This is a genomic window from Oligosphaera ethanolica (assembly GCF_030814695.1).
In the GTDB taxonomy this organism is placed as follows: domain Bacteria; phylum Verrucomicrobiota; class Lentisphaeria; order Oligosphaerales; family Oligosphaeraceae; genus Oligosphaera; species Oligosphaera ethanolica.
Window position 1 is genome coordinate 2,422,896 of the sequence record NZ_JAUSVL010000001.1, and the last position, 25,503, is coordinate 2,448,398.

Here is a 25,503-nt window from a genome sequence, read left to right on the forward strand (position 1 = left end):
AATTAATGAGTTCCATTGCCTCTTTGGCCCCAGTCAGCTTCGCCGACTGGGGCCAAAGAGGCTGAGGAACACGAGCGTAGTCGCCGTTGTACCCAGGGCGGCGCGCGCCTTCGGCGCCGCTTGCCGTGTGCCCGGCATGGGCGAGAACGATCCCCCACTCCCATAAAATCTGCGGATTAGAGGAGGCTTGGGGACTCATTGAGTGACAACAAGAGTAGCGAAAGGCAAGTAGGCGCCCGCGAGGGCGTCAGGCGAAAGAAGCCCTGGCAACGGCACGACCGCAGGGATACGAACGGACAGTGAGGCATAGCGTGGGCGATGAGCGTGCGGCTAAACGCGAAATCCAACAGTCACCGAAAGACACGCAGTGTAGAGTCCGGCGGCACGGGCCAATTACGTTCTCGCACCTTACCCGGGGAGATCTCCAGCGTGAGAGCGCTGGAGAAGTCAGCAGAGGCCATAGTAGCGTAGAAGCTGTTGAAAGGCAGTGGAGCGAAGGGCCGAAGAACAGGAAACGCAACGATGGACAAACTCGCCAAGGAAGCGAATAAGGAAGACGCAACCACTGAAACGGCTGGGACGACTGGCTGGGACGGCGGGCCGGTGACGGTGAAGCAATGGATGTGTGAAGCCAACACGGGTATCAACCGTAGTTTTCGAGGCGGAGAATGAACATGTCAGACGTGCGTAACGAACCAAACCAAGCAACAGTACCAGGCCCGAGCCTGGAGGAGGTGTTGAACAACGAGAACGTATGGGCGGCGTGGAAGGCGGTCAAAGCCAACGACGGCGCGCCCGGAGTCGATGGGATGGATGTGCAGAAGACTGCCGAACACCTGCGGAAACATGGTCAGGAGATATGGGAAAAGGTCCGACAAGGGACATACATTCCGGGAGCCATCCTGGCTGTGGAAATACCAAAGGCGAACGGCGGTACGCGCAAACTAGGCATTCCCAACGTACAGGATCGACTGATCCAACAGGCACTTCACCAAGTGCTGAGCTTACGGTGGGAACCTCTTTTCAGCAACAGCAGCTACGGCTTCCGGCCCAATCGGAGCGCGCATGACGCGATTCGCCGGGCACAGGAGATCGTCATGTCAGGACGGATTTGGGTGGTGGACATCGACTTGAAGAGCTTCTTCGACGAAGTCAACCACGACATCCTGATGCGAGAGCTGCGCAAAGAGGTTACCGACAAACGAATACTGAAGCTGATCGGCCGATACCTGACTGCCCCGATGGTTGAAAAAGACGGCACTCGAACCAAGCGAACGAAAGGCGTGCCGCAAGGCGGCCCTCTGTCGCCACTGCTGGCGAACATCTATCTGACCCCGTTGGACCAAGAACTGGAGAAGCGGCAGCTGCCGTTTACCCGATACGCGGACGACGTGGCCATCTATGCCGGAAGCCGCCGCGCGGCCGAACGCATTCTGTCAGATATTGTCGAATGGATCGAGACGAAGTTGAAGATCCCTGTCAATCGGGACAAGAGCAAAAGCGGGAAAAGTGATGACACGGCCTACCTAGGAGTTACCATACATTCCGATGGCAAGATGGAAGTGGAGACCAAACGGCTTGAGCGCATGAAGGCCGAGGTCCGCAGGCTGTGGGACGCCAGGCAGAACCTGACGAGCGAACAGCTGCGAGGCCAATGGCGGAAATACGCCACGGGCTGGTGGAACTATTTCCAAATCGCCACGCAAAGACGCAACGTCGCCGATACGGCGGGCTGGATAAGGAGGCACATCAGAAAGTGCTTCTGGATACGCTGGCACTCAGACGCCGGTCGAAGAAAGGCGTTGATTGCACTCGGAATAACGGGAAAGATGCTACAATGGGCAAAAACATCACGAGGAGCCTGGTGCATGGCGAAATCACAGCTGATGCATACGGCGCTGAGCAACAAAACCATGGACAAATACGGTCTCATTGTGCCTTGGAGCGTTTAACCGGTCATAAAAGAACCGGTGCTGTTCAACCGCCGGATGCGGAAAACCGCATGTCCGGTGGTGTGGAAGGGCGCGGGGCGCAATCCCCGTTGCCCCATCCGATCTGGGCTATCATATTTCGCGCTTTCAGCGCTTCTGCCGCTTCGCGGCGAGGGAAATGCTGGCTGGTGTCAAGGCATTACATCAAAGAGCGTTTGCCCTGCAAAGTGTAAACGTAATTTGTGAACGACTCCATAGGTTGCTTGGAAGTCCAAGGCCCAGCCTGCACCCTCGCATCGCCTGTCTCCCGGTCGTGGAGTGGGCGTCTCGCCCACTCCAGCGAGACGGCTTATTTCCCCGTCCTCGCCAGCCACGCCGACCGTAGCGCGCCCATGCCGCCGCCGTCCCGGCGGCTCTTTTTTGCTGCGCTGCTGGGGCGAGGACTCACGGACTCATGAGGCATGGTCCCATGGATTGGACCGTGGGGACTTTCTGGACCCTGGGGAATGACTCCCGACGCATTGGACTGATTGGGGACTGGTTGGACACTTGGGACTCCTTGGCGCGCCGTCGTCCCGGCGGCGTCTGCGGATAGAAAAGTCGTGGCTTTTTGCGGGATGGCATTTGCGCGGAGGGGGATAGTCGTTCACAGTAAGGGCTTTGCACGATAAGGTCAGAAATGCGGTTATTTCGAGGGAGCGACGAGCTGTGGACGATAAACAATCACCTGCTGACCATCTTGATTACCAGCCGACCATGAGAGCGGCCGGGGCCCGGCAGCCGGCGCCCGGCGGCGCGGGGAATGCTCCGGCGCGGGACGGTGCTGGTGCTGGTGCTGGTGCTGGTGCTGGTGCCCATGCCGGCGCTGGTGCTGGTGCCGGTGCTGGTGCTGGTGCCGGTGCTGGTGCCGGCGCGGCGCGTGCTGGTGCTGGTGGCGGCGGCGCTTGGCGTTGCCGGTCCGCTGACGGAGTCGGGGCTGCGCACGGAGGAGGTCCTATTGCCGGGCGGCGCCGGCCCGATCCTCGGTCAGGTGGACCGCTATGCGCTGCGGCGCCGCCTCGGCGCGGGCGGCTTCGGCGCAGTGTATCTGGCCGACGACACGGTGGCGCAAATACCGGTGGCCCTGAAGACGCTGCCGGGACAGATCGCCAACAACCCCGGCGAACTGGAACGCATGCGGGAGAACTTCGCCCTGGTGCAGAAGCTGCATCATCCGCATATTGCGGCTCTGCAGCACTTGCACTGTGTTGATGTCGTTGACGCCGCGGCCAAAGATGCCCTGCGGGTGCTTTCCGGCGACTACCTGCTGGTGATGGAATACGTCGCGGGGTCGACCCTGTCGGACTGGCGCTGTCTCTTCCCAGGACGGAAGGTGCCTCTGGCGGAGTCGCTGCGGCTCTGCAGCCAGATCGCGTCGGCTCTGGACTACGCGCACGCCGAGAAGATCGTGCATCGCGACATCAAGCCGGCGAACATCATGGTGCTGGGCGGTCTCGATGCCGATGCCCAGGTGAAGGTACTTGACTTTGGTCTGGCGGCGGAAATTCGCTCGTCCATGTCGCGGGTGTCGCAAGAGAAGGGCAGTTCGTCGGGGACGCCGCCGTATATGTCGCCGGAGCAGTGGTCGGGTCAGCGGCAGGGTGCGGCGTCGGACCAGTATTCGCTGGCGGTGCTGTTCTACGAGCTGATTTCGGGCGACGTGCCCTTCGCCAGCGCCTTCGCCATCGACGATTGGAACGTGAAGTTCAATGCCGCGACGCGCTTGACGCCCCAGCCCCTGGAAGAGCTCACGAAGCGCCAGAACGCGGCTTTGCTGCGGGGTCTGGCGAAGAATCCGTCCGAGCGCTTCGCGTCCTGCGGGGACTTCGTCGTCGCCCTGGGCGGCGAACGGCTGGCGGGGGCGCGCGTGGCGCGGTCCCGCGCGGCGCAGTCCGCCGGCGGGCGCCGCGGCGGTTCGGCCGCCCTGCGCGTGGCGGCGGCACTGGTGCTGCTCATGGCGCTGGCCATCGGCGGCGGCTATGCCTGGCGGCAGCAGCGCGAAACACGCGCTCGGCAAGTGGCAGCCCCGGCGGCGGTCCTGGCGGCGGCAGATAAGGCCCTGGCCCTGGACGGGGCCCACGCCGAGGCGAAGGCGCTCCGGGCTGAGGCCAGTCGCCATCAGTTGCGGGTGCCGGATGGCTTCCGTCTGGCGCCGGGGGCGGGGCCGGAGCCCTACACGAACACGGGCTGGGCGCAGGCAATTATTCACGAAAAAAGTGGCATCGAACTGGTGTACATTCCGGCCGGGACCTTCACCATGGGGAGTCCGGAGGGTGAGGAAAATCGGGGTAGTGATGAGACCCAGCACCAGGTGACCCTCTCCCAAGGTTTTTATCTGGGCGAGACCGAAGTGACCCAGGAGCAGTGGGAGAAGGTGACGGGGAAAACTCCGTCGTACTTCAAGAATGCCGGACGGACGGCGCCGGTGGAGAACGTGAGCTGGGACGACTGCCAGGCGTTCTGCCAGGCGGCCAGTTCGGGCCTGCGTCTGCCCATGGAGGCCGAATGGGAGTACGCCTGCCGGGCGGGGACGACGACGGCTTTCCATTATGGCGATTCGCTGGACGCGTCAATGGCCAACTTCGATGGCGATTATCCCTATGGCGAGGGGAAGAAGGGTGAAGATCGAGGGACCACCATAGCCGTGGGGCAGTTCAAGCCCAACGCCTGGGGCCTATACGATATGATCGGCAATGTCAGGGAGTGGTGCCAGGACAAGTTAGCGACGTATCCGGCGGGGCCGGTGACCTTGGCACAGCCGGCAGGACCCGCTGGCCGGGAGACGGACGATGGCGCGGTCCGCGTGCTCCGCGGCGGCAGCTGGAGCAGCAACGCCAGGTACTGCCGCTCCGCGAACCGCGACGGGTACAGGCCGGACGACAGCTACCTCGACGACGGCCTCCGCGTGGCGCTTTCCGCGCCGCCAGTTCAATAGGGCCATTCCCGGCCGCTTTGCTGAGCACCGGGCTCCGCCCGGAGCGCCCTGGCCGGCCGGCGAGGCGGAGCCGCCGGCCGGCCAGGGCGAGACGAGGCAGGAGCCCGCGGGGGTTGCCAGGGGGCAGCGCCCCCTGGCCGGCACCAGATGGACAGTATGGACTCAATGGACATCAGCCCGCGCCGTCGCATGGGGTTAGGTCCTGGCGGGCACTAAGTTTTTCGATGGACAACATGGACAGTATGGACTCAATGGACATCAGCCCGCGCCGTCGCATGGGGTCAGCAAGCGTCTCGTCGCGCGCATGTATTTCGGCCGTGGTGCGGGTGTCTCGCTCGCAGCACGGCCGCGATACGGGCGCCGGCGATGACAGAGGCTACTGGACATTCAGTACCGGATTCAACTTTCTGCTTGCAATGCTGTTTTTGTTCATTATTATAGACTTGTTCAACAAAAACAAACTAATGATTTATTATGAACAAAAAACAAGATTTAACGGATGCGGTATTGACTAGCGTGAATAGGTTTTTGGCTCGTTATGGACTACCCAAAGCCCGAAAACTGCGGCGCCGGTCTGGCGGAGCGACGCGCTTTGCTTTTGGTGGTGGCGTATGTTTTGAGGTGTTTGATGTGGCCTTGCTGGCAGCCGCGAAGGTGGCTGAGGAATGCGGCTTGCGTGGCAAGGAGAAGCTATTGGCGGTGGCGCCATATTTTCCGTCTGCGACTGCCGACCGGTTGTGCAGTGCTCAGGTCAATTATGCTGACGCGGCCGGGAATCTGCATGTGCGTTTTGGTGGCCACATCTTTTGCGTCAAGAATTGTCCACGTCCGGCGGCTTTGCTTCGTCGGGTGACTCCTGGGAGATGCTGGAATCCGCAGGGGATGAAGGTACTGTTCTTGTTGCTGACAGAGGCGTCTGTGCTGCGTTGGACCTACCGGGAGATGGCGGCGAAAAGCGGGGTCAGTCTGGGCACGGTCAGCAATGTCATTCAGGAAGCGCTGGGGCGACAATATCTGCTCAAGTGGGATAATGGCTATCGCTGGGCGAACAAGGCCCGAATGATTGATTTGTGGACGGCCAATTATGCCGAGATTCTTTTGCCCCGTCTGGAAATTGAGCGTTACCAGGGAAATACGGAGTATTTGGCCGAGGACGACGTGTTGCTGCCGGCCGGGGAAACGGCCGCCGCCATGGCAGGAATAATGAAGACCACGAACTGCCAGTTTTGGCGTCAGGGCAGCATTGCCAGGACTGTTGCGAGAAATCGCTGGCGTGCTGCGGCAAATGGGAACATTGAGGTTATGAAGGCATTCTGGCCTGAAAGCCGGACCTTTGTCAAAGCCGTTCCATGGTTGCTGGTCTATGCCGGGCTTATGGCCATGGACGACAGCCGTTGTCAGGAAGTGGCAGGGGTAATCAGGCAGCATTATCTGGAGGCGGAACAATGACGCCGGCCGAGGAAATACTAGCCATCGTTGCGGATGCCGTAAAGTCCTTACCTGGGCACGTGATGTTGGTCGGCGCTTATGCCCGCGACTACTGGATGCAGGCCATGCAGGTGTATGGCGCAGCCAGAATGACGTTTGACGTTGATCTCGCTTGTCGGGTTTCAACCTGGGCTGAATTTCAAGGGATCATGGAAACGCTGAAGACGGTACATAGGCTACGTCAGGATGCCCGATTCAAGCATCGTCTCTGGCTGCGTAACGACATCTATGTTGATCGATTCCATTCGGGGGAATTGAGGACGCCCGTGGCGACTATGCCTGGCCGCCCGATTTTGACGTGACTTTGAATGTGCAAGGCTTTCAGCTAGCCTATGAAGACGCTGTCGAGGTCAGTATCGCCGGAACCGTTCTGAAGGTGATTCGTCCCTGCTGGCTTGCCATGTTAAAGCTCAAGTCCTATACAGATAATCCTGGCAGGACAAAGGACCTCATTGATGTCTTCTTCGTCATCGACCATTACTTTGATTTCATTGACCAAGAAAAACGGCTGTATGGTCCAGAAGCCACTGATGCTGACGTTTTTTCCAGCGAACCCTTTGCTACGCGTATTGCGGGGGCGATCTTGATTGTCCGCGATTGCCATATTCACGGCGGGTGCACCTTGCGTTCCATACAGACTGACATACGGAACTTCAATATCGACGACCGCTTATCACTGGTTTTTGCCCGCGTGAATTCGCTGGCGCAGAAGGAAGCGCAGGCCATGCTCAACGCGATATTGAGACCTTTGGATTAATGCACCTTGCACTTCCTGTCGATGTATCCGCAGATGACAATCTGAAAGCTCTCTCGGCGATCTGCGGATAGAAAAAGCGATCAATGGCTAGACCAAGACGGTGGCTGATCTCTGCGGCGAGATGGGGTGGTGTATGGCGAATGCGCACAGTGACTACGAGGATTGCGCGGTGCCGGTGGCGGGTCGGCGGGGCGCTTTGGCGATGCTGGTGGTGATGCTCGGCTTCACATTTTTTTCCGCGAGCATGTGGGCCGGCGCGACACTGGGGGCGGGGCTGGACTTTGCGCGGTTTCTCCTGGTCATTGCCATTGGCAATGCCATTTTGGGTGCGTACACGGGCGGGTTGGGCTATATCGCGGGGCGCAGCGGCCTATCGACCTCGCTGCTGATGCGGCGGTCCTTTGGGGCTGGCGCCAGTGTGTTGCCGACGTTGTTGCTGGTGGTAACGCAGGTCGGCTGGTTTGGCGTGGGCATCGCGATGTTTTCGCAGACCTTCACGACGCTGCTGGCCAGCCACGGCCTGGAGATCAACATCTGGCTGGTGATTGGCTTGTCGGGCCTGGTCATGAGTTCGAGTGCGTATTGGGGCATCAAGGCCCTGACCATCGTCAGCGTCGTGGCCGTGCCGGCGATAGCCATTTTCGGGGTGATATCGCTGGCGATCACTGGCGGCACCCACGACGCCGCGTGGGCGATGCTGTGGTCGTATGCGCCGGCGGCAGACGCGGCGCTGCCCATGGCCAGCGCAGTGGCGATCACCATCGGGTCGTTTATTTCCGGGGGGACCTGCACGCCCGACTTCGTGCGTTTTGCCAAAAATGGCCCGAGCGCGGCGGTCTGCACGCTGGTGGCGTTCTTTCTCGGCAATTCGCTGATGTTTTTGTTTGGCGCTGTCGGTGGCATGTTCTACCAGAGCAACGACATTTCCAACGTGTTGGTCATGCAGGGCCTGTTGCTGCCCGGACTGCTGGTGCTGGGTTTGAACATCTGGACGACGAACGACAACGCCCTCTACACGTCCGGGCTCTGCCTGGCGACGCTTACGGGGCAGCCCAAGCGCTACCTGGTGTTGTTCAACGGCCTTTGCGGGACCCTGCTGTCGCTGTGGCTGAACACCCATTTTGTGCGCTATCTGATTTTTCTGAACACGGTCATTCCGCCCATCGGCGCGATTATCATCACCGAGTACATCATCGCCGCGCGCGGGCAAAGAAGCGGGGCGGCGGCGGGCGGGGCCGAGGGCGTCGTTGCCGCCGGCGCGAATCCAGGCGGGACGCGGGTGCAGAGCCGCGCCTGCGTGGCCTGGGCACTGGGGGCGGCCTGCGCCTTCATGCCCTGGGGCATCGCGGCACTCAACGGCATGGCCGCCGCCGCCATCAGTTACGCGCTGATGGACATCCGCAAAAACCACCGGTGAAGGTTATCGGTCAGTAACCACCCTGGTGGGGAAAACACCGGGGACAATTTGCAGGAAACCCACGGCCAGTCGCCGCCCAGCTATTACACATGGGTGGCTAACCAGGCAGCGGATTTCATAGGAGCAATGCTCTTCACATAGCATGCGGCAATCGCCGGCGCTGAGTTGATTGGTAACCATGCACAAGATCATTCGCCGAGGTTTTGAGCGCCAAAGGCGCGGCCTAAGACAGCCCAGGGCGCGTCGCCCTGGGTAAGAGTCCTATCCGATAGGAGCCCTGTCGGGGCGACCTAAAAAAACACCGTGCAGGGCGCTTAGATACAGCAAAGGGAAGACACATAGTTCCATTGCCTCTTTGGCCCCAGTCAGCTGCGCCGACTGGGGCCGAAGAGGCCGAGGAACACGAGCGTAGTCGCCGTTGTACCCAGGGCGGCGCTCCGCCTTCGGCGTCGCTTGCCCTGGGCTGGTATGTTTCGCGCTTTCAGCGCTTCTGCCGCTTCGCGGCGAGGGAACTGTAGGCTTTAGCGCTTCTGCCGCTTCGCGAGGGAACTGTAGGCTTCAGCGCTTCTGCCGCTTCGCGGCGAGGGAACTGTAGGCTTCGGCGCTTCTGATTGGGGACTGGTTGGACTCCTGGGCGCGCCGCCGTCCCGGCGGCAAAAACCTGGGAGCGCCGCCGTCCCGGCGGCTTTTTTTGCTGCGTTGCTGGGGCGAGGACTCAGTGACTCATGAGGCATGGTCCCATGGATTGGACCGTGGGGACGAATTGGACCGTGGGGAATGACTCCCGACGCCTTGGACTGATTGGGGACCGCTTGGACTTTGGGGACGCTCTGGCTGTAGATTGACACGCAGAAGAATGCGGATGAACCAGGAGGGAAAAACCTAATCGGCGGTAATCGGCGCAATCTGCGGATAGAATTATTTACCGACGGCGAGTCGCGAGGCGAATTTTTCGGCGAGGCCGGCGGCGCGGATTTTTTCCTGCGCGGCTTCGATATTGTATTCCACGCGGAGGAGGTGTAATTCGCGGGTGTCGGTGTCGTAGGTGACCGAGCTAGCGCGGGGGTCGCTATCGCGTGGTTGGCCGACGGAGCCGATATTGATCATGACCTTGCTGTCATCGGGCACCTTGCAGTGCCTGATGTAATCGACCATGGGCAGTTCATGGTCGGGTAGTTCGACGGCGATGAGCGGCGCATGGCTATGGCCGCAGAAGCCGAGTTGGCACGGTTGGAATTCGAAATTGCGTTTGAAGGTTCGTTCGTCCATGCAGTAGGCCCATGGATTTGGGCCGAAGGCGCCGTGGCAGAGACTGAAGATTTCGGCGTCGATATGGTTGGTGAGCTTTGACAGCCATTTGAGGTTGTCCATGGAGAGTTGCGCCTGAGTCCATTCGATGGACTGGCGGACATCGGCGCGCAGGCGTTCGACGCGGGGGTCCATGAGCAGCGTGACATATTCGTCGTGATTGCCCAGCACGCAGGGGATCTCGCGTTCACGGATGAGATTGACGCATGGTTCTGGCGCACCACCATAGCCGACGATGTCCCCGAGGCAGAGAATGAGTTCGCAGCCGTCCTTGTCGAGTGCCGCTAAGACAGCCTGCAGCGCGTCAATATTGCTGTGGATGTCGCTGATAAAACCAAGTTTTGTCATAATCGGTGGTGTTCCGTGCGGGCGTTCATGTAATCGGTCAGCGATTGATATTAGATGCACGACATGCCTCGCGCTGGCGCGGTGGGACGCGACGTGCATCGCCAATGTGGCGCCCTCCGGGCGCAATTCTAACTTGCTATCATACCCCGGGTTGCGGCGCCCTCCGGGCGCCTCACCCGGGGCTATGCATGGTGCGGCCCTCCGGGCCGAACTTGGCCTATCTGATATTGTATTGCTGCGAAGCGGCAGAAGCGCTGAAAGCGCGAATATCAACGGGTGACCGATTACTGTTCATGCGGCGGCGGGTTGCATGCCGGGGGCCGGTCGTTGTTGACCATGCTATATTAACGCTTTTTTGCGCAAAAGAAATACGCAGGGTGATATTTTTCAGCGTGCCCTGCTGGTCGCTTCGTGTCGCTGTGGCGTGGGTGGCAACAACTGGGGGTCAAACCGACCATGTATCGCAAGTTATTATCGCAGGGACTGTTGCTGCTCGTAGTGGCATTTTTTGTCCTGTTCTTTTTTCTGCCGGTGTTTCACGTGTTGCGCGGCGGCGTCGTTAACAGCAACGGGCGGCTGACGGCATTTTATCTGGCGGAGGTTTTTCGCAATCCGCTGTATTTGGAGGGCTTGGTCAATTCGCTACGGATTGCCTGCTGCACGACCATCTTGTCGCTGTTGCTGGCGTTGCCATTAGCGTGGCTGACGGACCGCTATGAATTTCGCGGCAAGCGGTTGTTGAGCGGCGCGTTGTTGTTGCCGTTGATACTGGCGCCATTTGTCGGCGCGCTGGGCATGCAGTGTATTTTTGGGCGTTATGGCGCGGCGAATGTGCTGTTCGCGCGGCTGGGCTTTTTCGCCATGGGCGAAGGCCCGGATTGGTTTGCGGGCGGTTTCTGGGGCGTGGTGATACTGGAGGCGTTGCATCTCTATCCGATCTTGTATCTGAATATCGTGGCGGCCTTTGCGAATGTCGATCCGATGTTGTTGGAGGCCTCGCAGGACTACGGCTGCGTGGGCTTTCGGCGTTTCTGGCGCATTGTCTTGCCGCTGGTGATGCCTGGCGTTTTTGCGGGCGGGTCGCTGGTGTTCATTTGGTCTTTCACTGAGTTGGGCACGCCGTTGATGTTTAATTACGGGCGTTGCACGGCCGTGCAGATATTTTCCGGCATCAACGAAGTGGGCTACAATCCCATGCCCTACGCGCTGGTGGCGGTGATGATGACCTTCTCGGTGGCGATGTACGCTGGCGCCAAATTCTTCTTTGGCCGGCAGAGTTACGCGATGATCACCAAAGCCGGCCGCGCAGCCGGCCAGACGCACCTGCGGGGGATACGCGAAGTGCTGGTGATTGGGGTGTTTGCGGGCCTGGGCCTGTTTAGTGTGCTGCCGCATCTGGGGGTAATGGGCCTGGCCTTCGGCAAGAGCTGGTACCACAGCTTGGGGCCCTTGCAGCTGAGTCTGGAGCATTTCGAGGCCGCACTGGGCCATGGCCTGACGGTTCCGAGTATCATTAACAGCATGCGCTATGCGCTGATGGCGGTCACGGCCGCCATGATCATTGGCGTGTTTGCGGCCGTGTGCATTGTGCGTGGCAAAGGGCGGATTGGCTGGCTGCTGGACAGCCTGGTCATGCTGCCGCTGGCGGTGCCTGGGCTGGTTTTGGCCTTCGGGTACCTAGCGATGTCGCAGAAGGGCCGGCTGTTTCACTGTTTTGACCCCGTTGAAAATCCCACCGTGTTGCTGGTGATTGCCTACGCCGTGCGGCGGCTGCCCTATGTCGTGCGGGCGGCGGTGGCGGGCCTGCAGCAGACCTCGGTGAGCTATGAAGAGGCTGCCGCCAGCCTCGGGGCGGCGCCAGTGACGGCTTTCCGGCGCATTACTATGCCGTTGATTGCCGCGAACTTGATTGCCGGTGGCATTCTCGCCTTCAGCTTCTCCATGCTGGAAGTGTCCGATTCGCTGATTTTGGCGCAGAAGGCCGCGTATTTCCCGATCACCAAGGCCATCTTCGAGCTGTCGAATCTGCTGGGGCAGGGCCAGGCGCTCGCGTCGGCATTGGGCTTGTGGACCATGGTGTTCCTCGGCGCGTCGCTGCTCACGGCGTCCTGCATCCTCGGCAAGAAACTCGGCGCGCTGTTCCGGGTGTAAGCGCCGGGGGGCGGCGCTGTGCGGCCGTGAGCATTGACTGCTTGGAGACATTGATGACCAGTGATACCATTTGTGCCATCGCGACCGCCATTGGCGGCGCCGTCAGCATCATCAGACTTTCCGGACCGGCCGCCATCGCGGTTGCCGAGCGGGTTTGGCATGGCCGCGCGGCGCTGCCGGCTTTGCCAGCGCGACAGCTGACGCTGGGTAGCCTGCGCCGGCCGGATGGCGGCGTCATCGACCCGCAGTGCCTGGCCGTGGTCATGCCGGGGCCGCATAGCTACACGGGCGAAGACGTTGTCGAACTGCATTGTCATGGCGGCGCCCTCTGCACGCGCCTGGCACTCGAAGAGCTGCTCCGGCAGGGCGCGCGGCATGCCGACCCGGGCGAATTCACCCGCCGCGCTTTCGTCAATGGCCGTTTGGACCTGACCCAGGCCGAGGCCGTGGCCGACATTATCAGCGCTGGCAGCGAAAGCGCGCTGCGCCTGGCCGGTCGGCAGCTCGAAGGCGTCCTCGGCCGCCGTATCAACCACAGCTACGAGAGCCTGACGGACATCCTCGCTGAAATCGAATCGCGACTGGATTTTCCGGAGGAGGAGCTCGACTGGCAGAGCACGTCCTCGCTGCTGGCGGCGCTGCAGGCAGCGCAGGACGACCTGCGCGCGTTGGCCGCGTCGCGTCATGACGGCGAGATATTGCGCGGCGGCATCAGCCTGGTTATTGCCGGCCCGCCGAATGTGGGCAAGTCGAGCCTGCTCAATGTGATCCTCGGCCGCGACCGCGCCATTGTGGCGGAGATACCCGGAACGACGCGCGACACCATCGAGGTCCCGTCCACAATCCGCGGCATACCCATTCACCTGGTGGACACCGCTGGCATCCGCGCTGGCGGCGACTCCATTGAGCGCGCCGGCATGGCACGCGCCGAAAACAATGCCCTCAGCGCCGATCTTATCCTGTGGGTCTATGACGCCAGCCAGCCATACGCTCCACAGCGTTGGCCGGAATGGCCCGTCGCCGGCAAACTCATCGTCGTCGCCAATAAGTGCGATAAGGTGCCCGCAGCGGAGCAGGGCGGCCGCGCGGGGGCACCGGCGGACGCGGTGCGCGTCAGCGCCCTCTTCGGCACGGGCCTGCCGGCGCTGTACGACGCCATCGAACGCGCGGTGTGGCAGCAGCCGCAAGGCCCGGCGGATAACGCGCTGGCCGTCGCCGCCCGCCATGGCGCGCACCTCGAACGCGCCGTCGCGGCGTTGGACGATGCGCGGCAGGCCATCGGCAGCGATCTCTGGGAGCTGGCCGCGCCGGCATTGCGTAGCGCCATCTTCGACCTCGGGAAGATCCTCGGTCGCAGCGTGGATCCCGATGTGCTCGATACGATCTTCGCGCGCTTCTGCATCGGGAAATGACGCGTGGGCGGGGGCGGCGGCGATGGGGAGGCGTGACGGGACGCCGGGGCATATAGGGCAAGTGGGTTCCATTGCCCCTTTGGGCCCAGTCAGCTGCGCCGACTGGGCCCAAAGGGGCCGAGGAACACGAGCGAAAAAAGGCGCGTTACCCAGGGCGGCGCGCCGCCTTCGGCGTCGCTTGCCCTGGGCTACGATGACAGCGCCCCTCCAGGGCGCTTCTGCCGCTTCGCGGGCTTCTGCATCGGGAAATGACGCGCGCGAGGGGGCGGCGGCGATGGGGAGGCGTGACGGGACGCCGGGGCATATTGGGCAAGTGGGTTCCATTGCCCCTTTGGGCCCAGTCAGCTGCGCCGACTGGGCCCAAAGGGGCCGAGGAACACGAGCGAAAAAAGGCGCGTTACCCAGGGCGGCGCGCCGCCTTCGGCGTCGCTTGCCCTGGGCTACGATGACAGCGCCCCTCCAGGGCGCTTCTGCCGCTTCGCGGGCAGGGATATCGGCGGCGCTTGCCCTGGGCTACGATGACAGCGCCCTTCCAGGGCGCTTCTGCCGCTTCGCGGGCTTCTGCATCGGGAAATAACGCGCGCGGGGGGGGCGATGGCGGCGATGGCGGCGATGGGGAGGCGTGACGGGACGCCGGGGCATATAGGGCAAGTGGGTTCCATTGCCCCTTTGGGCCCAGTCAGCTGCGCCGACTGGGCCCAAAGGGGCCGAGGAACACGAGCGAAAAAAGCGCGTTACCCAGGGCGGCGCGCCGCCTTCGGCGTCGCTTGCCCTGGGCTACGATGACAGCGCCCCTCCAGGGCGCTTCTGCCGCTTCGCGGGCAGGGATATCGGCGGCGCGCCGCCTTCGGCGTCGCTTGCCCTGGGCTACGATGACAGCGCCCCTCCAGGGCGCTTCTGCCGCTTCGCGGCCAGGGATACCGGTGGCACGCTAGGCTCCGCCTGCTGGTCTCTGGCGACGGCGCGGGCTAAAAGCCCGCACCACGGCCGCGAGAAGGGCGCGCTACTGGAAGCGCCGCCGAGACGGCGGCGGTCCCAGGATGAATGCCGCCGAGACGGCCCGGTCCCAGGCGTTCTCTGGGACCGGCTGATACCAACGGGTGCGCATTATTTGCTCTGCCGGGTCGGTTCTTGTCGTCATTGGCTTTCGGGTTTTTCCGGCATTACATTTATTAGTTTTTCGCCTTAATGCCCCTTGGTGGGCTTATCAGCTACGAGAGCATGTTTCAGGAGAGCACGATGAGTGACGAGCAGGCGTTAGCCAAGGCCGATGAACCCGCGGAGCAGGCGTTAGCCAAAGCCTATGATCCCGCGGAAGTGGAGAAGAAGTGGTATTCGTTGTGGGAAGAGCGCGGATATTTTCACGCTGATCCGGTGTCGCCGAAGAAGCCCTATACCATCGTCATTCCGCCGCCCAATGTCACGGGCATTTTGACGCTGGGGCACGTTCTGAACAACACCCTGCAGGATATCCTCATTCGCTTTGAGAAACTGCGTGGGCGCGAAGTCTGTTGGGTGCCGGGCACGGATCACGCCGGCATTGCTACCCAGACCAAGGTTGAAGCCGCGCTAAAAAAAGAGCAGAATCTCACCCGTTACGATCTCGGGCGGGAGAAATTTCTCGAGCACGTGTGGGCGTGGAAAGAGAAATACGGCGGCACGATCATTCGTCAGCTGCGTACTATTGGCTGCGCCTGCGACTGGGAGCGCGAGCGTTTCACCATGGACGACGGGCTTTCCGATGCCGTGCAGGAAGTGTTCATCCGCCTGTACGAAAAAGGGCTGATCTACAAGGGCAACCGCATCATCAACTGGTGCCCGAAATCGCGCACGGCGTTGTCGGACGAAGAAGTGACCTACAAGGAAGAGCGTGGGCACCTTTGGCACTTCCGCTATCCCTATGCGGATGGCTCCGGCTATGTCGTCGTGGCGACGACTCGTCCCGAGACGATGATGGGTGACACGGCCGTGGCCGTGAACCCCAAGGACCCACGTTACAGCGGCAAGATCGGCAAGACGCTGCTATTGCCCATTGTTGGCCGGGAAATACCGGTGATTGCGGACGATTTTGTCGACCCGGCTTTCGGCACTGGCGCGGTGAAAGTGACGCCTGCGCACGACCCGAACGACTACGAGATGGGCCGCCGTCACGACTTGGCCTTCATCAACATCATGCACGACGATGGCAGCATGAACGACCTCGCCGGCGCCGAGTTCAGCGGCATGGACCGCTATGCGTGCCGCAAGGCCGTGGTAGCGCGTATGGAAGAGCTCGGCTGCCTGGAGCGCATTGACGACTACACGCATCAGGTCGGCTACTCTGAGCGTGGCGACGTGCCCGTGGAGCCGCGGCTATCCGAGCAGTGGTTTGTGAGCATGCAGCCGCTGGCCGAGCCCGCGCTGGCGGCGGTGAACGACGGCCGCATCCGCTTCTATCCCGACCGCTGGGTGAAGACCTACCGGCACTGGATGGAGAACATCAAGGACTGGTGCATCAGCCGCCAGCTCTGGTGGGGTCACCGCATTCCTGCGTACACCTGCGACAAATGCGGCAAGCTCGTGGTCGCCCGCACCCGCCCGGACTGCTGTTCCGACTGCGGCGGCAAGGCCCTGACGCAGGACCCGGATGTGCTCGACACCTGGTTCAGCTCCTGGCTCTGGCCTTTCTCCACCCTCGACTGGCCGCGCGGCAGCGAGGAGCTCAAGCGCTTCTTCCCCACGCAGAGCCTGGTCACGGGCCCGGACATCATCTTTTTCTGGGTTGCCCGCATGATTATGGCGTCCCTCGAATTCATGGGCGACATACCCTTTAAAGACGTCTATTTCACGTCGATCATCCGTGATGAGAAGGGCCGGAAGATGTCCAAGAGTCTCAACAACTCGCCGGACCCGCTGGAAGTGGTTGCGCAATATGGCGCGGACGCGCTGCGCTTCAGCATCATCTACATCGCGCCGGTGGGGCAGGACATCCGCTACAGCAATGACAAGTGCGAGATCGGCCGCAATTTCGCCAACAAGATTTGGAACGTGGTGCGCTTTCGCCTGCGCCAGGGCCCGGGCAGCGCGAATTGGCAGGACCTCAAGGGCCTGAGCGCCGCCGATCTGCGGCCGGACGACCAGTGGATCATCGCGCGCCTCAACAATACCGTGCAGTCCATTACCGATGGCCTGGCCGGTTTCCGCTTCAATGACAGCTGCAAGATGCTGTACGAGTTCATCTGGAGTGAGTTCTGCGATTGGTATCTCGAGTCCTGCAAGCCGGTCTTTAATGGTCAGGACGCGGCGCGGCAGGCGACGGTTCTGCGTGTTTTCGACTACTGCCTGGGGACCTTCCTGCGTCTGCTGCATCCCATCATGCCCTTCGTGACTGACGAGCTGTATCACCAGATGGGCTTCATCGGCGACGACAGCTCCATCATGCTCACGCAGTGGCCCGAGTCACTGAGCCCCGCCGAACTGGCCGAGCTCGGTGCCGATGACGAAGCCATGCGCCGCAGCGACGCCAAATTCGAGCTCATCCGCGCCGTGCGCACCGTGCGTGCCAACTACGTCATCCCCAGCACCCGGGCGCTCGACGTGATCCTCGTGCCAGCCAGCGCCGAAGACCTCGCGTACCTGCGGCGCGACGAAGAGACCCTGCGGTCGCTGCTGGTCGCCTCATCCGTACAGATCCTCGCCGAGTACCAGGCGGACGGCCCCTGCGGCGTCGCCGTCAGCGGCATGGGCACGGCGTACATACCCCTCGCTGGCGTGGTCGATCTGGCTGCCGAATGCGAACGCCTGCGCAAACAGGAGGCCGAGCTGGTCGCCTACCTCGCCAGCGTCCGCAAAAAACTCGACAACGCCAACTTTGTCGCCCGCGCGCCACAAGATGTCGTGGACAAGGAGCGCGCCCGCATTGTCGAATTCGACGAGAAACTTTCCCGGGTGCGGCAACAACTGGCCAGTTTTGGCGCTCAAAGCAACTAGCCGTTGGCAGTTGCGAATCGTTGTCATATCAGAATTAAGCCACGTATAAACCAATAGCCTCCCCAATCCACCTAACTAGGAGATAGATCATGGATGACAAAATCAAAGCCTTGTTGGAAGAGTTGCGCGTGCACCTGCAGAATGACGGTGGCGACATGGAGCTGGTGAAGATTGAAGGCAAGAACGTCTTCCTGAAGCTCAAAGGCGCTTGTGGCTGCTGCCCCCACGCCCAGATGACTCTCAAGAGCGGCATTGAGCGCATTCTGCGCGAGCAGCTTGATCCCGAAATCGTTGTTCATCGCGTAGCCGAAAACGCCTAACGGCGACGAAAAATCCGAGTATAGTAAGCGGGAACGGAACCGGTGGTTCTGTTCCCGCTTGTTTTATCTCTGGCGTCAGCGCGTTTTGCCGGGGTGGGTTGTTTTATTTCTGTCGTTGCTGCTTTTTGGAGAGTGTCATGGCCGACCAGTTTCAGATTCTCTTGTCTTTGCCGCCCTGCAGCGCCAGTGATTATGCTGAGCGCGAGCAGCGGCCGTTTCCGGCGTGGTACGCCTGCAGCGATCCCGTTGGGTCGCACTTGGATTCCGGCGGTGGCACGGCGTGGCTTCTGCATCAGGCCTGGCAGCGCCAACGGCAGGATGCCGCTGACCTGAGTTTTGGCGATTGGCTGTCGCAGTCCCGGAAAGTGCTGATACACGCCGGTGGCGAGAGCCGGCGCACACCCGCCTACGCGGCCAGTGGCAAGGCCCTGGTGCCCATGCCGGTCTGGCGCTGGAGCCACGGCCAGCATCTGGAACAGACCCTGCTGGAGCTGCAGCTGCCTTTTATGCGCGGCGTCCTCCGGGACGCCCCCGAGGACATCGTTCTGGCTGTCGCCAGCGGCGACGTGCTGCTGCGCGGCGCGATTCCGGCGGTGCCGCCCTGTGATGTGGCCTGCCTCGGCGTCTGGAGCACGCCCGAGCAGGCCAGCCGCCACGGTGTCTTCTTCTGCCGGCGTGACGAGCAGGAACAGCTCGCCTTCGCCCTCCAAAAGCCCTCGCGGGAGACCGTCTGCGAATTGGTCGAAAAGCACAATTTCCTGTTGGACACTGGGCTGTGGCTCTTCAGCCGGCGCGCGGTCATGGCGCTGATGCGCAAATGCGGCTGGGACGAGGCGCAGGGCGGCTTTCCTGACGGTCCGCGCTCCTATTCGCTCTACGGCAGCTGGGGCGAGGCCATGGGCACGACGCCTAGCCGGCCCGATGCGGCGCTGGCGGATTTTCGCTGCGTGGTGTTGCCGCTGGCACCTGGCGCCTTCAACCACTTCGGAACGTCCCGTGAGCTGGTACAGACCACCGTGGCCATCCAGAACAGCCGCATTGAACAGAGCCAGAATGCGGGCCACTTCCCGCGGCATCCGGGCATCATCACGCAGAATGCCGTCATTGGCGGGGCGTTGCACGGCGACAACCACTCGATATGGATTGAGAACAGCCACGTTCCAGTCGGCTGGCAGCTGGCCAGCGACCACGTGATCACTGGCGTACCCGTCAATGACTGGCAGCTTACTCTGCCGGCCGGCGTCTGTCTTGACGTGGTGCCCGTCGGCGACCACCAGTACTGCTTGCGCTTCTACGGCATGGATGACGCCTTTCGTGGCGCACTTGGCGATCACGGCACGCGCTGGCTCGGCCAAAGCGCTGGACAGTGGTTCCAGGACAGGGGACTGAGCATCGCCGACTGCGACCTTGATCCCGCCCAGGATATCCAGCAGGCCGCGCTTTTCCCCATGGTCGACGCCATCACGGCGGATACCGGCCATTTCCTGCAATGGCTCTGCAGCATTCACGGCGCGGCGATGTCCGTTCGCGGCGCAACGGCCGCCGCCAGTAGTCAGCGGCCAGCACTGAATACCCCGGCGGAACTGGCTGGCGCGGCCGGCGGTGAGGCCTGTGTGCGCAGCGCGGACGCGGTCATTGGCGCTGACTTTGCCGCCTTCTACCGGTGTTGCCCACGTCTTTCCGCCAGCGATTTGGCAGCGCAGGCGAATCTCAAACGCCTCAAAGCCCAGCGGCGTTTTTTCCTCAAGGCCAATTTTGCCCCGTTGTTGGCGTCGCGCAAGCGCGGTTTCTTTTATCAGCTCGACCTCCAACGGACGGCGAAGCTGGCTGCGGGGCTGGGCATTGCGGCGCCGGTGGCGGAAAATGGTGCTGGCGAAAATGGCCAGGATCCGCTGTGGCCGGCTCGCGATGCGATGTTCCGCGCGGAGATGATCTTCTGTCAGGGTCGCCATGACGATGCCGATCGCGAACGCGCACGGGCCATGAGCATTCTACGAGAGGCGATGATCGCCCAGGCCAGTGCTGCGCCGGTCAACCCTCACAGCACCCTCAATGACGAGCAGATACTGTGGGCGCGCAGCCCAGTGCGCCTGGATCTTGCCGGCGGCTGGACGGACACCCCGCCGCAGTGCCTCTTCCACGGCGGTCGCGTCCTCAATCTCGCCGTCGAACTCAACGGCCAGCCGCCGCTGCAGTGCTTCATCCGTCGGTCGGAAACGCCCGAGATTGTACTGCGGTCCATTGATCTCGGTGGCGAGCTGCGGCTGCAAGACTACGCCGAGCTGCGGCAGTTCACGCAGGTCGGCGGTTCATTTGCCATTCCCAAGGCCGCGCTGGCCCTCTGCGGATTTCTGCCCGAGTTCAACGTGTCGCCGGCGCGGACTCTGCGCGAGCAGCTACAGGCGTGGGGCGGCGGCTTGGAACTGACCATGCTGTCGGCGGTGCCGAAGGGCTCAGGCCTGGGCACGAGCAGCATTCTGGCGGCGACGATTCTCGGGGCGCTCAATGACGCTTGCGGGCTCGGCTGGCAGCACCAGGAACTACTTTTCCGCACGCTGGTGCTGGAGCAGCTCTTGACCACGGGCGGCGGCTGGCAGGACCAGGTTGGCGGCGTGCTGCCGTCCATTAAACTGGTGGAAAGCCGCCCGGGGTTGGAGCAGCGTCTGGCCATCAATTGGCTGCCGGAACGCATGATTGCCGAACATGCCAATCGCGACATGATGCTGTACTACACGGGCATCACCCGCGTCGCCAAGGGCATACTGCACACTGTCGCCCGGCGCATGTTCCTGAACGACCACGAGCAGCTGGGCATCCTGCAAGAGATTGGCGACCTGGCCACGCAGGGCGCGCAGGCCGTGCAGATCGGTGACTGGCAGGGCCTCGGCAAGACCATCAACCGCTCGGGCGTGCTCAACGGCGTCCTTGACGCCGCCACCTACCCGCCGGCGATCGTCGCCATCCTCGACCGCATCGGTGACCACCTTGCCGGCGCGAAGCTCCTCGGTGCCGGCGGCGGCGGCTATCTGCTGCTGATGGCGAAGTCCGAAGACGCCGCCAACCGCATTCGCGCCGAGCTCAATGGCAATCCACCGAACAAACTGGCGCACTTTGTCCATTTTGCCTTGTCCAACACCGGCATGCAGACGACCCGCAGCTAGTCGGCTGGTTCAGCCGCTCACTTTCAGCGTAGTAGAGGTTCGAGATGATACGCAAAGCCATTGTCAGCGCCAGTCTGATTGCCCTGGTTATCCTCCATAACGGCTGCCGCAGCACTGACGGCGATGGCATTGACGCCGCGCCGCCGGCAGTGGATCGCCGAGCAGCCTGGGCAAAGCCGGTGGAAATTTCTGGCGTGCCGAATCTGCATCGGCTCAATGAGCATCTCTATCGCTCAGCCCAGCCGAGCTCGGCGGGTTTCAAAAATCTGGAAAAGCAGCTTGGTGTGCGCAGCGTGGTCTGCCTGCGGCAGTTCCACAACAACATTGACGAAGCGCAGGACACCCTCCTGCGCGTGTACTACGTGCCTTTCAGCCCCTGGTCGGCGACGGAAGACGATGTCATCCGCGCCCTCCGCATTATTGCCCGCCAGCAGGAAGGGCCATTCCTAGTGCACTGCCTCCATGGCGCCGACCGCACTGGCCTGGTCTGCGCCGCCTACCGCGTGGTCTTTGACAACTGGACGCCGGAAGAAGCTCGCGACGAAATGGTCAAGGGCGGCTACGGTTTTCATGAACTATGGCGCAATATTCCGGAATTATTATTGAAAATGGACTTTGACAAGATCCGCCGGCAGGTGCTATCTTCAGAAGAGAACGCGCAACGCTGAAGCGCCGGCATTGCTGCAGGCCGCCACGGCTGCGAATGGTATCATGTGAGTACAAGGGAGACGTTTGGGATGGAAAAACTGGTCATTATCGGCACCGGTCCGGCTGGCTACACGGCCGCAATTTACGCCGCCCGGGCCGAGCTCAAACCGCTGGTTATTGCCGGCAGTGTGCCGGGTGGGCTGCTGACGCAGACGACCGACATTGAGAATTTCCCGGGCTTTCCGGAAGCCCTGCAGGGCTTTGAGCTGATGGAACGCATGCGGCAGCAGGCCGAGCGTTTTGGCGCTCGAGTGCAGCAGGGCTTGGTCAGCAAGGTCGCCTTCAAGCCGGGCGGGCCACATACCCTCACCCTGGACGACGGATCGGCGCTCGAGGCCATGGCGGTGATCATCGCCACGGGTTCGCGACCGCGGGAACTCGGTCTGCCGGAAGAGGCCGCCCTGCGCAATCACGGCATATCCTACTGCGCGACCTGCGATGGTGCGTTTTTCCGCAAGGTGCCCGTGGTCGTGGTTGGCGGTGGCGATTCGGCCCTGGAGGAGGCGTTGTTTCTGACGCATTTTGCCAGCGAGGTGCACGTCATCCACCGGCGGGACGCCCTGCGCGCGTCGGTGATCATGCAGAAGCGCGTCCTGGAGCACCCGAAGATCACGCTGCAGTGGAACAGCGTCGTGGCTGCGGTGTCAGACCCCAAAGCTGCGAAAGTGACAGCGGTGACGCTGAAGGACACCGTCAGCGGCACGACCCGCGAGTTGCCTTGCGCCGCCGTTTTTGTCGCCATCGGCCATTTGCCGAGTACGGAAGTCTTTGCGGATGCATTGTCGTTAAATAACGGCTATATTGTCCTTCCTGATGCCGGTCAGTCCAGTACGACCGCCGTTGAGGGAGTTTTCGCCGCCGGTGATTGTGTGGACGCTCATTACCGCCAGGCCATAACCGCCGCCGGCATGGGCTGTCGGGCTGCTATTGACGCCGAACGCTGGCTTAGTCTTCGTCTGGAAGCAGAAAAATGAACTGCACGTTCATAAACTAAGTTGCTTAACCACAAAGAGAAAGGACTTCATTATGGCAGGTTTGTTGAAAGAATTGAAAGCGGCCGAATTTGACGCCGCCGTTGCACAGGGTACTGTACTAGTTGACTTTTGGGCACCGTGGTGCGGCCCCTGTCGCATGCAGTTGCCCATTCTTGAGACATTGGCTGGCGAAATCGGGGACAGCGCCAAGATTTGCAAAGTAAATGTGGATGACGAGGCCGAATTGGCCAGCCGTTTCAAAGTCAGCTCGATTCCGACCCTGCTGTTGTTCAAAGACGGCAAAGTCGTCAAGCAGTATATTGGCCTGCAGCAGGCCGCAACACTAAAACAAGCACTGAGCTAAGAGCCAGTGTAGACCGAACAACGTCCGTCATGCTTGCCGCCACCTACCCCCCCCCCTCCCTCCCCCTCCCAGGTGGCCGCACAGGCGGGCGTTGTTCCTTTTTTTGCCCCCGTACCGGCGGGCGGGCACCAGCATAGGATGACTCATGGACTCAACGCTATATGACTTGTCAGCCATGGGCTGGTGCGTGGCAATTTTTTGCGGTGTGGTGGTGGGGATGTCCAAGTGCGGCCTAGCGGGTCTAGGCTCCTTGGCGGTGCCGCTGATGGCGACCGTCTTTCCGGCGAAACTGTCCACGGGCGCGTTGTTGCCGGTGCTGATTATTGGCGACGCGATGGGGGTGACGCATTTCAACCGCCACGCCGACTGGCGGCTGCTGACGCGGCTGATGCCGGCGGCGCTGGTGGGGATTGTCATTGGCTATCTGCTGATGCGGCAGGACTGGGTGGACGACCGCGTCATTCGCGTCAGCATCGGCGTGCTGGTGCTGGTTTTGCTGGCGCTCAACGCCTTGCGCGAGCGCTTTCTGGCGCTACTGCCCATCGGCGAGGATCAGAGCGGCTGGCCGAGCCTGGTCATCGCCATCGTCTTCGGCGTCATCGCCGGCATCACGACCATGCTGGCCAATGCGGCCGGGCCGATCATGCTCATCTACCTCCTGGCCATGCGTCTGCCTAAGGACGCCTTCATCGGCACCAGCGCCTGGTATTTCATGGTGCTGAACTGGTGCAAAGTGCCTTTCATGATGCAGCTCGGGCTCATCAATTCCGACAGCCTGGCCTTCAACATCAAGCTATCGCCGGCGATACTTGTCGGCGGGCTGCTGGGCATCTATTTCAGCAGCAGGCTTTCCAACAGCGGCTTCAATCGGCTGATACAAGTCTTGACGGTATTGGCGGCCTTGAAATTGTTGTTTTAATCTGTTCTGCTGGCCGGCAGGGCGCGGCAATGGCATTATCTTATGGCTTTTCAGATGCTTTTAGCCCGGGGCTTGAAGCTGTTTTCACCAACCTCATCGTGAAGGAGTCTGGCAATGAACAAGGTTCGTCTTGGTATCATCGGTGTCGGTGGCATGGGTAGTGCGCATGCCAAAGAGGTTATGGACGGCAAAGTCCCGCGTTGTGAATTGGCGGCCATCTGCGATCTGGACACGTCACTTTTCGCCAAATACCCCGGCATCAAGACCTACGATGACAGTGCCAAGCTGATCCGCAGCGGCGATGTGGACGCCGTGTTGGTAGCGACGCCGCACTACTTCCACACGACCATCGGCATTGACGCCCTGCAGAACGGCATTCATACCTTGGTGGAAAAGCCCATTTCCGTGCACAAAGCTGATGCCGAGAAACTCATTGCGGCGCACACCGACCCCAAGATTAAGTTTGCGGCGATGTTCAATCAGCGTACGGACCCCTACTACATCAAGATGCATGATCTGATCAGCAAGGGCGAGATTGGCAAGGTTCAGCGTTCGAACTGGATCATCACCAACTGGTTCCGGACCGAGTCCTACTACCGCTCCGGCGGCTGGCGCGCCACCTGGGCTGGCGAGGGCGGCGGCGTGCTGGTCAACCAGTGCCCGCACAACCTCGATCTCTATCAGTGGCTCTGCGGCATGCCGTCGGCCATCACCGCCATTGGTGGCCTCGGCAAATTCCACGACATTGAAGTGGAAGACGACGTCAGCGCGCTTTTCGAATACCCCGATGGCGCCACTGGTGCGTTCTTCACCACCACCGGCGAGGCCCCCGGCACCAATCGTTTCGAGATCGTCGGCGACCGCGGCAAACTCGTGCTGGACATCGGCCGTGGCGGCCGCAAGCTTGAGTTTATTCGCAACGAAGTGCCCGCTGGCGAGTACCTCAAGACCTCCAATAACCGATTCGGCGTGCCTGGCATCTGGAATATCGACATACCGCTGTCTGGCTCTGGCGAGCAGCACCTCGGCATCAAGAAGAATTTTGTGGCGGCGATTCTGGACAACGCGCCGTTGATCGCCCCGGCTGAAGACGGCATCCGCTCGGTGGAGATTGCCAACGCCATGCAGTACTCGCTGATGACGAAGAAGCGCGTTGAGTTGCCTATGGACAGCGCCGCTTACGAAGCGCACCTCAAGCAGCTGATTGCCAAATCGACCTTCAAGAAGGTCACGGACAAGAATGCCGACACGAATCTGAGCGGTTCCTTTATCGCTTGATATGTCTGCGTGGTGACGCCCGGC

At 61.5% G+C, this 25,503-nt stretch carries 20 protein-coding genes; 18 read left to right on the forward strand and 2 right to left on the reverse strand.

What is annotated here, in order from left to right; genetic code table 11:
• Positions 1-522: 522 nt before the first annotated feature.
• The 8 genes from J3R75_RS08265 to codB all read left to right on the forward strand — a co-directional run bounded on the left by J3R75_RS08265 (position 523) and on the right by codB (position 8,567).
• Complete coding sequence (locus J3R75_RS08265) at positions 523-672, forward strand: hypothetical protein (protein WP_307260816.1); 150 nt, start codon at positions 523-525, stop codon at positions 670-672.
• A gap of 2 nt (positions 673-674) precedes the next feature.
• Positions 675-1,952, forward strand: coding sequence for a group II intron reverse transcriptase/maturase (gene ltrA / locus J3R75_RS08270; protein WP_307260817.1), 1,278 nt, complete (start codon positions 675-677; stop codon positions 1,950-1,952).
• A gap of 781 nt (positions 1,953-2,733) precedes the next feature.
• Positions 2,734-4,905, forward strand: coding sequence for a bifunctional serine/threonine-protein kinase/formylglycine-generating enzyme family protein (locus tag J3R75_RS08275; RefSeq protein ID WP_307261058.1), 2,172 nt, complete (start codon positions 2,734-2,736; stop codon positions 4,903-4,905).
• 251 nt (positions 4,906-5,156) lie between these two features.
• Positions 5,157-5,420 (forward strand): hypothetical protein, encoded by a 264-nt coding sequence (locus J3R75_RS08280; RefSeq protein ID WP_307261059.1) that lies wholly within the window; start codon positions 5,157-5,159, stop codon positions 5,418-5,420.
• Positions 5,380-6,354, forward strand: coding sequence for a type IV toxin-antitoxin system AbiEi family antitoxin (locus J3R75_RS08285; RefSeq protein WP_307261060.1), 975 nt, complete (start codon positions 5,380-5,382; stop codon positions 6,352-6,354). The genes J3R75_RS08280 and J3R75_RS08285 overlap by 41 nt, the downstream gene beginning before the upstream one ends.
• Positions 6,351-6,695, forward strand: coding sequence for a hypothetical protein (locus J3R75_RS08290; RefSeq protein WP_307261061.1), 345 nt, complete (start codon positions 6,351-6,353; stop codon positions 6,693-6,695). The genes J3R75_RS08285 and J3R75_RS08290 overlap by 4 nt, the downstream gene beginning before the upstream one ends.
• Positions 6,692-7,150: a hypothetical protein gene (locus J3R75_RS08295; RefSeq protein WP_307261062.1), complete on the forward strand. Its 459-nt coding sequence runs from the start codon at positions 6,692-6,694 to the stop codon at positions 7,148-7,150. Before J3R75_RS08290 ends, J3R75_RS08295 begins: the two co-directional genes overlap by 4 nt.
• A gap of 133 nt (positions 7,151-7,283) precedes the next feature.
• Positions 7,284-8,567 carry a cytosine permease gene (gene codB / locus J3R75_RS08300; RefSeq protein WP_307261063.1) on the forward strand — a complete coding sequence of 428 codons (1,284 nt, stop codon included), beginning with the start codon at positions 7,284-7,286 and terminating at the stop codon, positions 8,565-8,567.
• Between the two features lie 3 nt (positions 8,568-8,570).
• Here codB and J3R75_RS08305 read toward each other — a convergent pair whose 3' ends face one another.
• Both J3R75_RS08305 and J3R75_RS08310 read right to left on the reverse strand, forming a co-directional pair.
• Positions 8,571-8,747 carry a hypothetical protein gene (locus J3R75_RS08305; protein WP_307261064.1) on the reverse strand — a complete coding sequence of 59 codons (177 nt, stop codon included), beginning with the start codon at positions 8,745-8,747 and terminating at the stop codon, positions 8,571-8,573.
• A 738-nt stretch (positions 8,748-9,485) separates the two neighbouring features.
• The gene (locus J3R75_RS08310) at positions 9,486-10,223 is read right to left on the reverse strand and encodes a metallophosphoesterase family protein (protein ID WP_307261065.1); all 738 of its coding nucleotides are present in this window, start codon (positions 10,221-10,223) and stop codon (positions 9,486-9,488) included.
• Positions 10,224-10,679: 456 nt separating this feature from the next.
• Between J3R75_RS08310 and J3R75_RS08315 the strand changes: the two genes are divergently transcribed.
• The 10 genes from J3R75_RS08315 to J3R75_RS08360 all read left to right on the forward strand — a co-directional run bounded on the left by J3R75_RS08315 (position 10,680) and on the right by J3R75_RS08360 (position 25,479).
• Positions 10,680-12,374 carry an ABC transporter permease gene (locus J3R75_RS08315; RefSeq protein WP_307261066.1) on the forward strand — a complete coding sequence of 565 codons (1,695 nt, stop codon included), beginning with the start codon at positions 10,680-10,682 and terminating at the stop codon, positions 12,372-12,374.
• Positions 12,375-12,427: 53 nt separating this feature from the next.
• Positions 12,428-13,786 (forward strand): tRNA uridine-5-carboxymethylaminomethyl(34) synthesis GTPase MnmE, encoded by a 1,359-nt coding sequence (gene mnmE / locus J3R75_RS08320; RefSeq protein WP_307261067.1) that lies wholly within the window; start codon positions 12,428-12,430, stop codon positions 13,784-13,786.
• 1,239 nt (positions 13,787-15,025) lie between these two features.
• Positions 15,026-17,755, forward strand: a complete 2,730-nt coding sequence (locus tag J3R75_RS08325) for a valine--tRNA ligase (protein WP_307261068.1) — start codon at positions 15,026-15,028, stop codon at positions 17,753-17,755.
• 89 nt (positions 17,756-17,844) lie between these two features.
• Positions 17,845-18,075 carry a NifU family protein gene (locus tag J3R75_RS08330; protein ID WP_307261069.1) on the forward strand — a complete coding sequence of 77 codons (231 nt, stop codon included), beginning with the start codon at positions 17,845-17,847 and terminating at the stop codon, positions 18,073-18,075.
• Positions 18,076-18,212: 137 nt separating this feature from the next.
• The gene (locus J3R75_RS08335; protein WP_307261070.1) at positions 18,213-21,236 is read left to right on the forward strand and encodes a fucose pyrophosphorylase domain-containing protein; all 3,024 of its coding nucleotides are present in this window, start codon (positions 18,213-18,215) and stop codon (positions 21,234-21,236) included.
• Positions 21,237-21,280: 44 nt separating this feature from the next.
• Positions 21,281-21,904: a tyrosine-protein phosphatase gene (locus tag J3R75_RS08340; RefSeq protein WP_307261071.1), complete on the forward strand. Its 624-nt coding sequence runs from the start codon at positions 21,281-21,283 to the stop codon at positions 21,902-21,904.
• Between the two features lie 69 nt (positions 21,905-21,973).
• On the forward strand, positions 21,974-22,918 hold the full coding sequence (gene trxB, locus J3R75_RS08345) for a thioredoxin-disulfide reductase (protein ID WP_307261072.1): 945 nt from the start codon (positions 21,974-21,976) through the stop codon (positions 22,916-22,918).
• 52 nt (positions 22,919-22,970) lie between these two features.
• Positions 22,971-23,282 carry a thioredoxin gene (gene trxA / locus J3R75_RS08350; RefSeq protein WP_307261073.1) on the forward strand — a complete coding sequence of 104 codons (312 nt, stop codon included), beginning with the start codon at positions 22,971-22,973 and terminating at the stop codon, positions 23,280-23,282.
• A gap of 145 nt (positions 23,283-23,427) precedes the next feature.
• On the forward strand, positions 23,428-24,201 hold the full coding sequence (locus J3R75_RS08355; protein ID WP_307261074.1) for a sulfite exporter TauE/SafE family protein: 774 nt from the start codon (positions 23,428-23,430) through the stop codon (positions 24,199-24,201).
• Positions 24,202-24,315: 114 nt separating this feature from the next.
• Positions 24,316-25,479, forward strand: coding sequence for a Gfo/Idh/MocA family protein (locus tag J3R75_RS08360; protein WP_307261075.1), 1,164 nt, complete (start codon positions 24,316-24,318; stop codon positions 25,477-25,479).
• Positions 25,480-25,503: the final 24 nt, after the last annotated feature.

Coding starts and splice junctions, on each gene's coding strand:
- J3R75_RS08265 (WP_307260816.1), top strand. CDS start 523: ATGGACAAACTCGCCAAGGAAGCGAATAAGGAAGACGCAACCACTGAA.
- ltrA (WP_307260817.1), top strand. CDS start 675: ATGTCAGACGTGCGTAACGAACCAAACCAAGCAACAGTACCAGGCCCG.
- J3R75_RS08275 (WP_307261058.1), top strand. CDS start 2,734: ATGCTCCGGCGCGGGACGGTGCTGGTGCTGGTGCTGGTGCTGGTGCTG.
- J3R75_RS08280 (WP_307261059.1), top strand. CDS start 5,157: ATGGACATCAGCCCGCGCCGTCGCATGGGGTCAGCAAGCGTCTCGTCG.
- J3R75_RS08285 (WP_307261060.1), top strand. CDS start 5,380: ATGAACAAAAAACAAGATTTAACGGATGCGGTATTGACTAGCGTGAAT.
- J3R75_RS08290 (WP_307261061.1), top strand. CDS start 6,351: ATGACGCCGGCCGAGGAAATACTAGCCATCGTTGCGGATGCCGTAAAG.
- codB (WP_307261063.1), top strand. CDS start 7,284: ATGGCGAATGCGCACAGTGACTACGAGGATTGCGCGGTGCCGGTGGCG.
- J3R75_RS08305 (WP_307261064.1), bottom strand. CDS start 8,747: ATGGTTACCAATCAACTCAGCGCCGGCGATTGCCGCATGCTATGTGAA.
- J3R75_RS08310 (WP_307261065.1), bottom strand. CDS start 10,223: ATGACAAAACTTGGTTTTATCAGCGACATCCACAGCAATATTGACGCG.
- J3R75_RS08315 (WP_307261066.1), top strand. CDS start 10,680: ATGTATCGCAAGTTATTATCGCAGGGACTGTTGCTGCTCGTAGTGGCA.
- mnmE (WP_307261067.1), top strand. CDS start 12,428: ATGACCAGTGATACCATTTGTGCCATCGCGACCGCCATTGGCGGCGCC.
- J3R75_RS08325 (WP_307261068.1), top strand. CDS start 15,026: ATGAGTGACGAGCAGGCGTTAGCCAAGGCCGATGAACCCGCGGAGCAG.
- J3R75_RS08330 (WP_307261069.1), top strand. CDS start 17,845: ATGGATGACAAAATCAAAGCCTTGTTGGAAGAGTTGCGCGTGCACCTG.
- J3R75_RS08335 (WP_307261070.1), top strand. CDS start 18,213: ATGGCCGACCAGTTTCAGATTCTCTTGTCTTTGCCGCCCTGCAGCGCC.
- J3R75_RS08340 (WP_307261071.1), top strand. CDS start 21,281: ATGATACGCAAAGCCATTGTCAGCGCCAGTCTGATTGCCCTGGTTATC.
- trxB (WP_307261072.1), top strand. CDS start 21,974: ATGGAAAAACTGGTCATTATCGGCACCGGTCCGGCTGGCTACACGGCC.
- trxA (WP_307261073.1), top strand. CDS start 22,971: ATGGCAGGTTTGTTGAAAGAATTGAAAGCGGCCGAATTTGACGCCGCC.
- J3R75_RS08355 (WP_307261074.1), top strand. CDS start 23,428: ATGGACTCAACGCTATATGACTTGTCAGCCATGGGCTGGTGCGTGGCA.
- J3R75_RS08360 (WP_307261075.1), top strand. CDS start 24,316: ATGAACAAGGTTCGTCTTGGTATCATCGGTGTCGGTGGCATGGGTAGT.